The organism is Azohydromonas lata NBRC 102462, from assembly GCF_001571085.1.
Classification (GTDB): domain Bacteria; phylum Pseudomonadota; class Gammaproteobacteria; order Burkholderiales; family Burkholderiaceae_C; genus Azohydromonas; species Azohydromonas lata.
Genome location: NZ_BCTC01000008.1, coordinates 46,934 through 60,582, shown reverse-complemented (window position 1 = coordinate 60,582; position 13,649 = coordinate 46,934). Strand labels below are relative to the sequence as shown.

Below are 13,649 nucleotides of genomic sequence, written 5' to 3'. Positions count from 1 at the left end.
GCTGTTCTGAAGCTCAGGCCCGGCGCCAGCGCTGGTCCGGAGTTTCGAAAGCCCGATTTTCGGCGCGCAGTTTGAGCAAGGCTGCCAGGAGGGAGCGGCGGGCCGCGGCGTGCTTGGCGGGCGGCACGTCGTCGTACACCACGGGCAGCAGCGCGTCGGGGGTTTGAGGCTCGGTGCCCAGCGCCGCCAGCAGCTTGGCCTCGCGCTGCTCGCGGTGGGTGATCAGGAAATTCCACACCCGCGCCGGGTTGGCGATGAGAAAGCCGTGGCCGGGAGCCAGCCATTGCAGTGGCGCGAATTCGTCGCGCAGGCGGCGCAGCGACGCCAGGTAAGCGCCCATGTCGCCGTCCGGCGGGTTGATCACCACCGTGGAGCCCTGCATCACGTGGTCGCCGGTGAAGAGGGTGGCTTCCTCCTCCAGCAAATAGCACAGGTGGTTGGACGCGTGGCCGGGCGTGTGCACCACGCGCAGCGTGGTGCCCGCGTCCAGCGCCAGGCGCTCGCCCTCTTGCAGCTCGCGCGTGGGGGCGAACGCCTCGTCCTGCCACTGCGCGTGCGGCGTGCGCCGGCCCAGCACTTGGGCGCCCGTGGCGGTGGCCAGCGGCGCGGCGCCGGGCGAGTGGTCCAGGTGCGTGTGCGTGACCAGGATCCAGCGGATGGGGCCGGGCGCGGCCGCCTGCAGCGCCTGGACGTGGGCCGCGTCTGCCGGGCCCGGGTCGATCACCGCCCACTCGTTGGTGGACAGGGCGCCGACCAGGTAGCTGTTGGTGCCCGGGCCGGTCATGACGCCGGGGTTGGTGGCGGTCAGGCGTATCACGCGCTCGCTCAGCCGCAGGGGCTCGCCCGGCGTGACTTGGGCGCGGGCGAGGCCGCGGCCGTCCGGATCGACCCGCCGCGCCTCGGCCCAACCCGGGTGGTCGGGGAAGAGCGGCCCAACGCGGCCCTGCGCATCGCGGGCGAGCTGCGGGCGGATGCAGGGCACCTCGGGAAGCGCGGCGGCCCAGTCCAGCATCTCCCGGGCGGTGCTGAAGCGCGTGAGCTGCTGCAGCAGCCGGCGCACGGGGCCGACCACGTGCACGCCCTGCGCGCCGTCCAGCGCCCGCGCGGGGCTGAGCCAGGCGTGGGCGGTCATCTCGATGCCGTCGTGGCTGGCCTCCTGGCCGGCGGGCGCCGGCGCCATGAAAAAGCGCGTGTCGAAACGCTTGGGCAGGCCGGGCGGCGTGACGATGTGGGCGAAGACGTGCACGCGGTCCAGCGCAATCCGGAAACCTTGTTCGCGGCAGAGCGCGTCCAGGGCGATCTCACGGCCGTGCAGCCGGGTGCGCCAGGCCGATTCCAGTTGGATGCCGGTGACGGTCACGCCTTGCGCGTCCACGGCGATGAGCAGGCCGGCCTCCTCGAAGGTTTCGCGCACGGCGGCGGCGTACCAGGCGAGGCCTCCTTCGGCCAGGCCCAGGCGCTGGTGGCAGGCCGCCGCGTCGCGGCCGGTGCACACGGGAGCGAGGTCGGCGTCCGCCGCATCGAGCAGCCCGCCGGGGAAGACCCAGGCGCCGCTGTTCTGGTCGCCGCGCTCGGCGCGGCGCAGCAGCAGGATTTCAGGCCCGGCCGCGGCGTCGCGGACCAGAACGAGGGCGGAGGAGGGGCGCAGGGCGGGGGTGGGCATCGTTTTGTGAGGCTGGGGGTGCTGCGGTGGAAGGCCAGGCCGGAGATCCAAGCTTCCCATGATGGGCCAACCCCGCCGGGGAGCCGGTGCCGCCGGGTGCCTGTCCGCCCCGAATGCGGACGTGCCGTGCTGGGTTCGGCAAGCCGCTTGCGCCATTTTCCCAAAAATACCCAGCTTGTTTACAAACGGTATTTGATCTGACAGTTAATATATTGGAATGCGGCCTGCCAAAGTGTTTACTAAATTGTGGAAATTTTTAGGCGGCAGTTCATCAATGAATTCTGATTTATTGATGCAGTAGAAAATTTTCTGAAATCCGGGGTTAATGTATTTTGGCAGGCAGTTTGCTGTGCCGCCCCCGGCTTTTACCCAAGAGGAGACAGCTCATGCGGATGATTCTTCCCCTGCTGCTGGCCGCCGCCGCGCCCGGCGCTATGGCTGCCCTGAGTTTCGAGGCGCAATTCACCAATTTGCGCTACGAATTGACGGACCTGGACCCCAGCGACGGCATGACGCCTTTCGTTACGCCCATTGGCCTGGATTGGGGCGGCGCCATAGCACGGCTGAACAAGAGAATGAACGGCGATTTTCTGTCCATCAAATTCGGCACCCAAATCGGCCAATTGAATTCACAGGGCGGCTCGGCCTATACCGAAGTGACCTGGACGCCGGACAATTTCGCCATGATCGCGCGCGGCACGGCGATTGCACCGCATGCAGGTTTGGAAGCCAATACATGGGCCTGGCTGGACAGCGAGGTCAGCGGCAATACACGGCTGACGGTGCGCATGGATTATTCAGTGAACATCCACGTGGACAAGGTGGCGGGTGCCCCCGAGGGCGATTTCGTCTACCTGGACATGGACGGGTCGGGCATGGACAGGCCTATCAGCAAGATAATTCGATCAAACCCTGCGCTGGACCCCAATTCCGGCGAATTTCAGGCGCAAGGGCATGTGAATTTCGTGTACGAGAATCATTTCAACAGTTCGCAACCTTTTTCGCACAGCATGCACATCATCGGCAGGGCGCGTCCGCAGGCGCTGATGGTCCCGGAGCCTGCCACGCCGGCCATGATGCTGGCCGGCCTGGGCATGGTGGGCTGGCTGGCAAGGCACAGGAAATCGAATAAGGCTTGAATTAGAAAAGCCTGCCTGACAGGGCCCAGGCGGGCTTTTTATCGGCCTGCTTTGATTTATTGGGCGGACGCTGTTCAACCAGCATCCGCCGCCCGCGTCACAGCGCGTGCGTCACCAGCTTGAAATCCGGATCCTCCTCGAAGGATTTCACCGTGAATCCCAGCGAGCGCATGAGCTTGAGCATGTTGGGATTGTTGGCCAGCACCAGGCCGTCGATCTCGGTAAGGCCCTTGTCGCGCGCCACTTCCATGATGCTTTCCATCATGCGCGAGCCTATGCCCTTGCCAGCCAGGTCGTCGGCGACCAGCAGCGAGAACTCGCAGCTCGACTGGTCCGGGTTGGTGATGTAGCGCGACACGCCGATCACGCGCTCGGTTTCCACCATGTCGCCGTCCTCGTTGGCATTGCGGGTCTTGACCACCGCCACCAGCGCCATCTCGCGGTCGTAATCGATCATGGTCAGCCGCGCCAGCATGGAGGGCGGCAATTCCGTCATCGACGAGACGAAGCGGAAATAGCGGCTTTCCGGCGAGACGCTGTGCACCAGGTCCTGCAGCTTCTGGGCGTCGTCCGGGCGGATGGGCCGCACCAGGTATTCCCCGCCGCCGCGCAGCGGCCACACCTGCTCGTAGCGCGCCGGGTAGGGCGAGATGCACAGGTGCGGGTAGTCGCTGCCGCGCCCGCCCCCGGCGGGCTGCGGGGCGCTGTCGATGACGATGCGCGCATCCACCGCCACGGCGCCGCTGGCGTCCACGATGATGGGGTTGATGTCCATCTCGCGCAGCTGCGGCAGCGCGCACACCATTTCCGACACGCGCAGCAGCACCTGCTCCAGCGCGTCCAGGTCCACGGCCTCGGCGCCGTGCCACTCGCCCAGGGTCTCGGCCACGCGCGAGCGCTCGATGAGCCGCCGCGCCAGGAAGCGGTTGAGGGGCGGCAGCTCCATGGCGCGGTCGTTGATCAGCTCGACCATGGTCCCGCCGCCGCCGAAGACGATGACGCGGCCGAAGGGCTCGTCCGTCATCAGGCCGATGTGGATTTCGCGGCCGCGGCGCGCGCGGGCCATCTTCTGCACCGTCACGCCGTTGATGCGCGCGTTGGGCTCCAGGCGGCGCACGCGCTCGACCATGTCGTTGTAGGCGTCGCGGGCGGCGGTGGCGGTCATGATGCCCAGCGCCACGCCGTGCACGTCGGACTTGTGGGTGATGTCGGGCGAGTCGATCTTGAGCGCGACGGGGAAGCCCATCTGCGTGGCGATCATCATGGCCTCGTGCGCGCTGCGGGCCAGCACCGTTTCGGTCACGCCGATGTGGAAGGCCGACAGCAGCGTCTTGCTCTCCATCTCGGTGAGCACCTTGCGCCGCTCGGCCAGCACGCTTTCGATCACCAGCCGCGCGCCCTCGATGTCGGGCTTGGCCAGCGAGGACAGCGGCGCCGGCGTCTGCTGCAGCAGCATCTGGTTTTGATAGAAGTTGGCGATGTTGCCGAAGGCGCCCACCGCGGCTTCCGGCGTGCGGAAGCTGGGAATGGCCGCCGTGCCCAGCAGCTCGCGCGCCTGGCCCACGGAAGCGTCGCCCATCCAGCAGGCCAGCAGCGGCTTGGCCATCTGGCGCTTGATGTCCACTAGCGCCTTGGCGATGTCCTCGGGGTGGGTGCCGGCCTTGGGCGAGAAGATGGCCAGCACGCCGTCGATGTCGCGGTCCTTGTCGGCCGCTTGCAGCGCGGCATGGAAGTGCGCGGGGCTGGCGCCTTCGCCCAGGTCGATCAGGTCCGTGAGCGAGGCGCCGGGCAGCAGTTGCGGCGCCAAGGCCGCCTTGCTGGCGTTGGACAGCCGGCCCAGCTCCAGGCCGATCTCGCCTATCCAGTCCGCCGCCAGCACGCCGGGGCCGCCGCCGTTGGTGACGATGGACAGCCGCTTGCCCACCGGGCGGTAGCGCGAGGCCAGGCACTTGGAGGCGGAGAACAGCTCGACGAAGGAGCGCACGCGCACGGCGCCGGCGCGGCGCAGGGCGGCGTCGAACACCTCGTCGCTGCCCACGATGGAGCTGCTGTGCGTCTGCGCCGCCAGGTTGCCCGCGTGCTTGCGGCCGGACTTCAGCACGATCACCGGCTTGGCGTTGGCCGCCGAGCGCAGCGCGCTCATGAAGCGGCGCGCGTCGGCAATGCCTTCCAGGTAGACGACGATGGAGTGCGTCTGCGCGTCGTTGGCCAGGAAGTCCAGCACTTCGGCGATGCCCAGCGAGGTGTGCGGCCCAAGCGAGACGACGGTGGAGAAGCCCACGCCGTTGCGGTCGGCCCAATCGAGCATGGAGGCGGTGAGCGAGCCCGACTGCGACACCAGCGCCAGCGGGCCCGGCCGCGCGGGCAGGCCCAGCGCCGAGGCGTTGAGCTTGTGGTGCGGCCGCATGAAGCCCAGGCAGTTGGGGCCCAGCAGCCGGATGCGCTCGCGCCGCGCGATGCGGTGCAGCTCGGCGGCGGCGGCGGCGTCCAGCCCGCCGGTGAGCACCATGGCGGCGCGGCAGCGCATGCGCCCGGCCACTTCCAGCGCGGCGGCCAGGTCCGGGCCGCTCAGGGCAATGATGGCCAGGTCCGCGCGCGCCTGCGCCAGGTCGGCCAGCGTCGTGGCGCTGCCGCGGATGTCCATGAACTTGAGCTCGCCCTTGAAGGGCTCGGCCGTCAGCGCAGCATGCACGGAGCGCGCATGCTCCGTCCAGGAGTCGGGCGCCTCGGGGTCGCCCACGAAGGCGATGATGGAGCGGGGGGCGAAGAGCGGGGTGAGGTAGTGCTGGTCCATGAGGTGCGAGGCCGGGCGCTTGTGACCTGGTGAGAGGTCGGGTCGCCACCCGGCGCGGGTGAATCAATCGGCGCCGATGAGCACCTTCACGTGCGCGGTGGCGCTGCGTGCCAGGGGGCTGAGCACGTAGCCGCCCTCCAGGCAGGAGATGACGCGGCCCCGGCAGTGGCGTTTGGCCACGGCCATGAGCTGCTGCGTCACCCATTCATAGTCGGCTTCGACCAGGGCGAGATTGCCCATGTCGTCCTCGCGGTGGGCGTCGAAGCCGGCGGAGATGTAGAGGAGCTGCGGCTTGAAGGCGTCCAGCGCGGGCAGCCAGTGCTGCGTCACGGCTTCGCGGAACTCCTTGCCGCCGGTGCGGGTGGGCAGGCCGACGTTGACCATGGTGGTGGTGTGGCCCGTCTCGTCGGGGAAGGGGTACAGGCCCTTCTCGAAGATGGAGCACATCAGCACGCGCTCGTCGTCCTTGAAGATGCTTTCGCTGCCGTTGCCGTGGTGCACGTCGAAGTCGATGAGCGCCACGCGCTCCAGCCCGTGCACGTCCAGCGCGTGGCGTATGCCCACGGCGACGTTGTTGAAGAAGCAAAAGCCCATGGCCGCGTCGTACTCGGCGTGGTGGCCGGGCGGGCGCACGGCGCAGAAGGCGGCGCTCACCTTGTTGCCCAGCACCAGGTCCGTGGCCTCCACCGCCGCGCCCGCGGCCCGGCGCGCGGCCGTGAGCGTGTGCGGGTTCATGTTGGTGTCGGGGTCCACGTGGTGGTAGCCCTCCGAGGGCGCGTTGTCCACGATGTTGCGCACGTGCATGGAGGAGTGGGCGCGGCCCAATTGCTCGTCGGTCGCCAGCGGTGCGTCGTACGGGACCATGTAGTCCAGCAGCCCCTTGATGAGGAGCTGGTCCTGGATGGCGCCCAGTCGCTCTGGGCATTCGGGATGGCCGGGTCCCATTTCGTGGCGAACGCAGTCAGGGTGGGTGATGTAAGCGGCGAGCAACGAAGTCTCCTGTAAGCCGGCTTTAAGAAGCCGTGATTTATTGGCATCGCATCCAGTCTGCGCCGCCTACCCGTGCGTGCGCCTGACATGGCTCAAGCCGTCGACCACCCCTGAAGCCATTTGCGCCGTGGTTTTTCGCCGTGCAAGCGACACGTCAGCCCACGCTCAGGCCGGCGACAGGAAAGGGAAAAAAAGCGGACGCGGGCTGCTCCAGTGGCTCCAGGGCGTGCGCCGTCCCACGCACCGGGAAGCCGGCTTGCCGCGCGGCGGGATACTCCCAGCCCCGCCGCCACCACCTAGGAGCCCCCGCCGTGATGCCCAAACTCAGCCCCGAAGACGTCGAGCGCCTGGCCCGCGCGCAGCCCGCGCCCTGCGCCCACTGCGCGCCGCTGGCCTTTGTGGGCTGGGAGTCCTTCCCCGGCGACAAGAGCGACGTCGCACTGGAGGGCGTGGGCACGCTGTGGCAGGCCGGCGAGGAGGACGAGCCCACGCTGGAGGAACACCACCCGGCCGGGACGAATTACTGGTCCCCCGAAGCGCCCATCGCGCTGCGCTGCTTTCCCGCCAACCGCAGTGAAGTCTGGTGCTGCCGCCACTGCGGCCATGCTTTTCTGCGATATACCGAATACGGCGGCTATTACGAGGACAAGCGGATTCGCTCGCTGCAGCCGGAATTGATTGTCAAGTAAATCAAACGGCGCATGCCGGGCCGGCTGGAGTATTGACGGATTTGTGCCTGCCGTCGCGGCGAGCGTGGCGTGCCACGGCGGTGACGACGCCCAAGCCGCACAGCATGAGCACCATAGAAGCGGGTTCGGGCACCGGGGTGGCCGGGGCGAATTTGTGGATGCCCGGGACCTCAAAAACTTGCCCTTGCGCGCCGACGTAAATACCAATGAAGCCGGATGCCGCCGACCCGGTGGTGTTTTCAAACACGATGCGTTGGCGCTCTTTGACGGTTTTGCTCATGTCCGAGCCGCGTACCAACTCCACGCTGACTTCCTTGGTTCCCACTTCGTTGGGCGTGCCGGTATATCTTATTCTGACCGCGGCATCGGCCAGTTGGAGAAATGAAGCCGTATTGGCCACGGTGCGCCGCGCTTCCACTGTCACAAAGCCTGTGAAAACCACTTTTGTGAAGGGTGTGACTTCATAATGACCATAAGCTTCATTGACCGGTTCGGCATAGGCTCCAAAGGCGCGCAATATATTTTCATCTGCACTGCTGCGCAGCGCCCCACGCGCCACGACATCAAAGTCGCCAGGGGCCGAATGGAACGTGCCGCTCATGCTGGACCTGGCGTTGGCAATCCCAAGCAAGCTGGCGGAAACCGTCATGGTTTGAAATTCTCCAAATCCGTTGCGCTTGGTCTCCTCGTCACGTAAATCGTAGGGTTCGGCTGCTTGAAAGGTGCCGGCTCCGACCTGGGAGCCGCCCTCGGGAGAAAAGCGGATGGCGGGCGCAATACCGTCGCCGGGCCGCAGGTCGATCAGTCGGTAGCCAAAGTTGTCGATGCGCGCCCGCGCCGAGATATCTGCATGCGCTGGCAAACTGAAGCTCGACGCCAAGATGGCCAATGCCGCCACGGCAAACTGCTGCTGCATGAGTTTCTCCAGGAAGCTGGCCAGTAGGAACCTGGCCGCAGGACATGGACTGGACGGCCCCGTGTTCATCAGGCCTGGCGGCGTCTGCGGCACACCACGCCCACCAATATTCCCATGCCGCTCAGCATCATTGCGACCGTATTGGGCTCGGGTACAGGAAAGAATGATTGCCCCATGCCGGACATGCCGCCTTCCAGAATCAGGTGGCGTGCCGCTGCGCTGTGGTTGGAAAAGACCATGTCAATTTCATAATCGTTGTGCTGGCTGTCCACAGTGCCGCGGGGAATATGGATGAAACGCCCCAGGCCGTCGATGATTTCGCGGTTCTCGTCTAGCAGCGTCAATCCCCCTGACAGGTTCATTTCTTCGTATCGCGCCCCGCGCTTGCCCTGGGTCTGTGCGGCTTCCAATGTCAATGTCCCGCTCCAAGTCACCTGCGTGTACGGTGCCACGGTCATGGTCCAATACAGGCCCGGCTGACCGCTGATCGCTTGCAACTGAACCAAGCTGGCCTGTACGGGATTGCCCCTGGGGGTCACCGCATTTCCGCTCACGAACCACTCGAAACTGTGGCTCGACAAGGCTCCGGAAATGCCAAACGCAGCATCGCTGCGCCCGCTAGAAACGGCACGGGTAATGGACAAGTTTTCCTGAAGCAAGCCTATTTTCGTTGCGGAAGAGCCTTTCATCTGGTTATCGCGAAAACCGGCGTAAGGGCCTTCTGCGGCATTGAGGTCGATGTAGTAGCCGGCGTTCCCAAAGTCGAGCGACGGCGCCATGCCATCGCTGGGCCGCAGGTCGGTCAATTGATAGCCGAAATCATTGATGCGGGCACTGAGCCGTATATCGGCCTGAGCCGTGCCCGCGGCCATGCCTGCGACGGCTGCCGCAATCGTCACCAGCTTGAAATGCATTGCCACGCTCCTTCAGCCGCCACCACTGGATTAGTGGGTGGATATTAAAGGGGGCGTTTATCCCTATTAAATCCATGATGCCAGCAAGACTTGATTTACGTGTCGTGAAATTTGATGCTGTATTTGTTTCACTTTTGATGTGGGAATAAAAATGATTTTTGGCTGCTTTTGTCGTGAGTTTCGGCTATTGCGGCGACCCTACCCGTGCCCTGACCTCAGGCCTGGGCCTTGATGGCCACCGTGGCCCGGGCTGGGGACTGCGGCGCGCACGGGCGACCGCAGCCGTCGCGCCGCCGCGGCAGGCCGCGCTCACCGCTGGCCGAAGCGGTTCTCGATGAACAGGTGCTTGTATTCGTGCGGCTGGCAGCGCCAGTACTGCGGCGGGGCGAACACCTGGGCGCCCAGCGCGGCGGCGGCGTGCCAGGGCCAGCGCGGGTCGTAGAGCATGGCACGGGCCAGGGACACGGCATCGGCCTCGCCCTCGGCCACGATGGCCTCGGCCTGGCGCGGCTCCGTGATCAGGCCGACCGCCATGGTGGGCAGGCCGACTTCCGCCTTCACCCGCTGCGCGTAGGGCACCTGGTAGCCCGGGCCCAGGCGTATGGCCTGCAGGGGCGACAGGCCGCCGGTGGTGACGTGGATGGCGGCGCAGCCGCGGGCCTTGAGCGCCTGTGACAGGGCGACGGTGCCTTCGATGTCCCAGCCGCCCGGCACCCAGTCGGTGGCGGAGATGCGCGCCCACACCGGGCGCTCGGCGGGGAAGGCGGCGCGCACGGCGTCGAACACCTCCAGCGGCAGCCGCATGCGGTTGTCCAGGCTGCCGCCGTACTCGTCGTCGCGCTGGTTGGCCAGCGGCGACAGGAACTGGTGCAGCAGGTAGCCGTGCGCGAAGTGCAGCTCTATCGCCTCCAGCCCCAGGCGGGCGGCGCGGCGCGCGGCGCAGGCGAAGTCGTCGCGCACCTTGCGCAGCCCGGCGGCGTCCAGCGCGGCGGGGGCGTCTTCCTCCGGGCTGTGCGGCAGCGGCGAGGGCGCGACGGTCTTCCAGCCCAGGGGCTCATTCGGCGCGATCTGCGTGCCGCCGTCCCAGGGCGCGCGCGAGGAGCCCTTGCGGCCGGCATGTGCCAATTGCACGGCGATGGGCATGGGCGAATGGGCGCGCACGGCCTGCAGCACGCGGGCCAGGCCGGCCTCGTTGTCGTCGCTGTAGAGGCCCAGGTCAAAGGGGGAAATGCGTCCCTCGGGGGAGACGGCCGTGGCCTCCAGGATGAGCAGCCCCGCACCGGAGAGCGCCAGCGTGCCCAAGTGCATGAGGTGCCAATCGCCGGGCGTGCCTTCGCGCGCCGAGTACTGGCACATGGGCGCGATGACGATGCGGTTCATCAGGCGCAGCGCGCCGAGGTCCAGAGGTTGAAAGAGGGCGCTCATCGGAGTCCTGTGGTGGTGGTTCTGGCGGCCTGGGCGATCAGGCGATTGGGCGGCTGGCGGCAAGACGTGCGCCCGCCGCGGGCCAGCCCGGCCCGGGGCGGGCACGGGCTGCCTTTGTACCGCCACGGGGGGCGGCCCGGGGTGTTGCGCCGCCGCCATGGGCGCGGTCGCGGACCCGGGGCTGCCGGCGGGCTCGGGATAATCCCGCCCTCCGGTGGACGAGGAGCGTGGGAATGGATGTGGCGATGCTGGCCGTGCTGGCCGCGGGCGTGCTGGCTGGCGGCGGCGCGGCGGTGCTGTGGATGCGGCCGCGCCAGCAGGCGGCCGTGGCGCTGGCGCTGGCCCGCGCCCAAGCCGAGGGCCAGGCGCAGCAGTCCGCCGCCCTGGCCCGCGCCGAGAACGCTGAAGGCGCGCTGCGCCAGCAGGGCGAGGAGCTGCGCGTGCTGCGCGGCCGCGCCGAGGCGCTGCAAAGCGCGCTGGACGGGCTGCGCGACGAGGCCGCGGGCCTGCGCGAGCGCGCCGGGCGCGTGCCGCGCCTGGAAGCCGATCTGCAGGACCTGCGCCTGCAGCTGCAGGACGAGCAGGACACCCGCCAGCGCCTGGCCGCCGCCGAGGCCGAGCACGCGCAGCGTGCGCAGCAGTTGGACGCGCAACTGCGCGAGCTCAAGGCCGCCTTCGAGCGCGTGGACGCCGAGGGCCGCCGCCACGCCGCCGAGGCGCGCGGCCTGGCCGAGCAGCTCGACGCCGAGCGGCGCGGCTCGGCCGAGAAGCTGGCGCTGCTCACGGCCGCGCGCGAGTCGCTCAGCGACCAGTTCAAGGCGCTGGCCGCGGACATCCTGGAAGAGAAGAGCCGGCGTTTCACCGAGCAGAACCAGGCCAACCTGGGCCAGTTGCTGGACCCGCTGCGCACGCGGCTGACCGAGTTCCAGCGCAAGGTGGAGGAGGTCTACGTCACCGAGGGCAAGGAGCGCTCGGCCCTGGCGCAGCAGGTGCGCCAGCTCGCCGAGCTGAACCAGGCGCTGAGCGAGGACGCGAAGAACCTCACCTCCGCCCTCAAGGGCTCGACGAAGTCCCAGGGCAACTGGGGCGAGCTGATCCTGGAGCGCGTGCTGGAGGCCGCGGGGCTGCGCAAGGGGCAGGAGTACGTGACGCAGGACAGCCGCGTCGATGCCGACGGCCAGCGGCTGCAGCCGGACGTGGTGATCCACCTGCCGGAGGAGCGGCGCCTGGTGGTGGACGCCAAGGTGTCGCTCATCGCCTACGAGCGCTACGCCAATGCCGAGGACGAGGCGGCGCGTGCGGGCCACCTGCGCCAGCACCTGGATTCCGTGCGCGCGCACCTGCGCGGCCTCTCCGACAAGCACTACCAGCACCTGTACGGCCTGCACTCGCTGGACTTCGTGCTGATGTTCATGCCGGTGGAGCCGGCCTTCATGCTGGCGGTGACGCACGACGGCGAGCTGTTCATGGACGCGTGGCGGCGCAACGTGCTGCTGGTGAGCCCGTCCACGCTGCTGTTCGTGTTGCGCACGGTGTCGCACCTGTGGCGCCAGGAGGCGCAAAACCGCAACGCACAGGAGATCGCCCGGCGCGGCGGCGAGCTCTACGACCGGCTGTGCGGCTTTGCCAACGAGCTCAAGCGCGCGGGCGAGGCGCTGCGCTCGGCGCAGAAGTGCTTCGACGACGCGGAAAAGAAGCTCGCGAGCGGCCGGGGCAACGTGATCCGGCAGGCGGAAATGCTCAAGGACCTGGGCATCAAGCCGGCCAAGCAGTTGCCGGCGCACTTGACCGAGCGGGCCGAGGCCGACGAGGCGGCCGGGGCGGCGCTGGCGCGCACGGTCGCGGCGATCGAGGCGGGGGCCGTCATGCCCGGCGCCGTGGACGGCACGGCCTGACGGGCGGCGCCGTCTCAGCCCGCGGCGGCCGCGCTGCCCTGAGCCGGGGCCGCGCCATTGCGGCGTGCGCCGGCCTGGCCCAGCGCGTCAAACCCGCACCCCCGCCGCAGCAGCCGCAGCACCACGTCCTCCTGCGGGAACAGCGCCGTGAGCGCGTCCTCCACGCGCCGCAAGTGGCGCTGCAGGCGGCGCCGCGCGGTGTCGCGGCCGAGCAGGGACAGCAGCGTGGTCTTGCCCTCGTCCTGGTGCGTGTCCTTGCCGGTGGGCGCGAGGGCGCCGTCGTCCTTCAAGTCGTCCAGGAGCTGGAAGGCCTGGCCGATGTCGTCGGCGCAGCGGCCCAGCGCGTCCTGCACGTCGGCCTGCGCGCCGGCGGCGATGGCCGCGCCTTGCAGCGCGGCGCGGAACAGCGCGCCCGTCTTGCAGCGGTTGACCACCGCGGCGTCGCGCGCCGTGCGGGCGCCTTCGGTGCAGCGCAGGTCGCGCAACTGGCCGCCCACCAGCCCCTGGCAACCCACGGCGTCGGCCAGCAACACGGTCAGCCGCGCACGCGGGCCGGGCTCCAGCGCCGGTGAGGCGGCCGCCAGCCGGAAGGCCTGGCTGAGCAGGCCGATCACCGCCAGCGAGGCCACGTCCTCGCCGAACTGGCGGTGCAGCGTGGGCCGGCCGCGGCGCAGGCTGGCGTCGTCCATGCAAGGCAAGTCGTCCATGACCAGCGAGGCGGCATGCACGAGCTCCAGCGCGCAGGCCGCGTCCATCACCGAGGACGCCGGCCGGCCCAGCGCGTGCGTGGCCGTCAGCAGCAGCAGCGGCCGGATGCGCTTGCCCGGCGACAGCGCGGCCTCGCGCATGGCGGCCACCACCAGGTCGGCGGCGTCGCGCGACTTGGGCAGCGCTGCGGCCAGGTGCGCCTCGAAACCCGAGCGCAGGCCGGACAGCACGGGGTCGTCCACGGCGGGCAGGAACACCATCGGGTCTGCGGCGGAAAGCGTCATGGCTTGGGCAAAGGCTGGTGAGGAAACGCCCGCGCCAACCCAGGGCGGCGCGTGCCTTGCTCCCGGGCGGCACCCGGGACGGTCTTTTTAGAGCAGGCGGCGCGCCGCCGCGTTCCCGGGACCTTGGAGGCGGCGTGGGCCGCCGCACGTTCATCAGCCGGGGACATGGCATGAAGGGGTCGCTATGGCTTCCACTGCGCACATGCGCTTGATTTCTCAAGCATCCAGCCGC

Annotated in this window: 10 protein-coding genes; 3 read left to right on the top strand and 7 right to left on the bottom strand. The window is 68.5% G+C overall.

Translation table 11 applies throughout. The annotated features are described in order from the left end of the window. Positions 1-13: 13 nt before the first annotated feature. Positions 14-1,663 carry an MBL fold metallo-hydrolase gene (locus ALA01S_RS05070; RefSeq protein WP_066332911.1) on the bottom strand — a complete coding sequence of 550 codons (1,650 nt, stop codon included), beginning with the start codon at positions 1,661-1,663 and terminating at the stop codon, positions 14-16. Positions 1,664-2,049: 386 nt separating this feature from the next. Between ALA01S_RS05070 and ALA01S_RS05065 the strand changes: the two genes are divergently transcribed. Then, positions 2,050-2,802, top strand: coding sequence for a PEP-CTERM sorting domain-containing protein (locus tag ALA01S_RS05065; RefSeq protein WP_066332909.1), 753 nt, complete (start codon positions 2,050-2,052; stop codon positions 2,800-2,802). Between the two features lie 97 nt (positions 2,803-2,899). Here the strand turns inward: ALA01S_RS05065 and ALA01S_RS05060 are convergent, their stop codons facing one another. Both ALA01S_RS05060 and ALA01S_RS05055 read right to left on the bottom strand, forming a co-directional pair. Then, positions 2,900-5,596: a bifunctional acetate--CoA ligase family protein/GNAT family N-acetyltransferase gene (locus tag ALA01S_RS05060; protein ID WP_066332908.1), complete on the bottom strand. Its 2,697-nt coding sequence runs from the start codon at positions 5,594-5,596 to the stop codon at positions 2,900-2,902. Positions 5,597-5,659: 63 nt separating this feature from the next. Next, positions 5,660-6,586 carry a histone deacetylase family protein gene (locus ALA01S_RS05055; RefSeq protein WP_084267233.1) on the bottom strand — a complete coding sequence of 309 codons (927 nt, stop codon included), beginning with the start codon at positions 6,584-6,586 and terminating at the stop codon, positions 5,660-5,662. 314 nt (positions 6,587-6,900) lie between these two features. On the opposite strand from ALA01S_RS05055, the gene ALA01S_RS05050 reads away from it, so the two are divergent. Further along, on the top strand, positions 6,901-7,275 hold the full coding sequence (locus ALA01S_RS05050) for a hypothetical protein (protein ID WP_066332906.1): 375 nt from the start codon (positions 6,901-6,903) through the stop codon (positions 7,273-7,275). Between the two features lies 1 nt (position 7,276). On the opposite strand, the gene ALA01S_RS05045 is transcribed toward ALA01S_RS05050, so the two are convergent. The 3 genes from ALA01S_RS05045 to ALA01S_RS05035 form a co-directional block, all read right to left on the bottom strand. Beyond that, entirely contained in the window at positions 7,277-8,191 is a 915-nt protein-coding gene (locus ALA01S_RS05045) for a PEP-CTERM sorting domain-containing protein (RefSeq protein ID WP_066332905.1), read from the bottom strand. Between the two features lie 68 nt (positions 8,192-8,259). Beyond that, positions 8,260-9,105 carry a PEP-CTERM sorting domain-containing protein gene (locus ALA01S_RS05040; RefSeq protein ID WP_066332902.1) on the bottom strand — a complete coding sequence of 282 codons (846 nt, stop codon included), beginning with the start codon at positions 9,103-9,105 and terminating at the stop codon, positions 8,260-8,262. Positions 9,106-9,414: 309 nt separating this feature from the next. Beyond that, positions 9,415-10,530: an NADH:flavin oxidoreductase/NADH oxidase gene (locus ALA01S_RS05035; RefSeq protein ID WP_066332899.1), complete on the bottom strand. Its 1,116-nt coding sequence runs from the start codon at positions 10,528-10,530 to the stop codon at positions 9,415-9,417. 233 nt (positions 10,531-10,763) lie between these two features. On the opposite strand from ALA01S_RS05035, the gene ALA01S_RS05030 reads away from it, so the two are divergent. Continuing rightward, positions 10,764-12,425 (top strand): DNA recombination protein RmuC, encoded by a 1,662-nt coding sequence (locus ALA01S_RS05030; protein ID WP_157118771.1) that lies wholly within the window; start codon positions 10,764-10,766, stop codon positions 12,423-12,425. A gap of 14 nt (positions 12,426-12,439) precedes the next feature. Here ALA01S_RS05030 and ALA01S_RS05025 read toward each other — a convergent pair whose 3' ends face one another. Then, the gene (locus ALA01S_RS05025; RefSeq protein WP_084267232.1) at positions 12,440-13,417 is read right to left on the bottom strand and encodes a polyprenyl synthetase family protein; all 978 of its coding nucleotides are present in this window, start codon (positions 13,415-13,417) and stop codon (positions 12,440-12,442) included. Positions 13,418-13,649 lie beyond the last annotated feature (232 nt).

What these genes read in the sequence shown, in the direction of transcription:
- ALA01S_RS05035 (WP_066332899.1), bottom strand. Translation starts at nt 10,530, where the DNA reads ATGAGCGCCCTCTTTCAACCTCTGGACCTCGGCGCGCTGCGCCTGATG.
- ALA01S_RS05040 (WP_066332902.1), bottom strand. Translation starts at nt 9,105, where the DNA reads ATGCATTTCAAGCTGGTGACGATTGCGGCAGCCGTCGCAGGCATGGCC.
- ALA01S_RS05070 (WP_066332911.1), bottom strand. Translation starts at nt 1,663, where the DNA reads ATGCCCACCCCCGCCCTGCGCCCCTCCTCCGCCCTCGTTCTGGTCCGC.
- ALA01S_RS05030 (WP_157118771.1), top strand. Translation starts at nt 10,764, where the DNA reads ATGGATGTGGCGATGCTGGCCGTGCTGGCCGCGGGCGTGCTGGCTGGC.
- ALA01S_RS05045 (WP_066332905.1), bottom strand. Translation starts at nt 8,191, where the DNA reads ATGCAGCAGCAGTTTGCCGTGGCGGCATTGGCCATCTTGGCGTCGAGC.
- ALA01S_RS05060 (WP_066332908.1), bottom strand. Translation starts at nt 5,596, where the DNA reads ATGGACCAGCACTACCTCACCCCGCTCTTCGCCCCCCGCTCCATCATC.
- ALA01S_RS05065 (WP_066332909.1), top strand. Translation starts at nt 2,050, where the DNA reads ATGCGGATGATTCTTCCCCTGCTGCTGGCCGCCGCCGCGCCCGGCGCT.
- ALA01S_RS05025 (WP_084267232.1), bottom strand. Translation starts at nt 13,417, where the DNA reads ATGACGCTTTCCGCCGCAGACCCGATGGTGTTCCTGCCCGCCGTGGAC.
- ALA01S_RS05050 (WP_066332906.1), top strand. Translation starts at nt 6,901, where the DNA reads ATGCCCAAACTCAGCCCCGAAGACGTCGAGCGCCTGGCCCGCGCGCAG.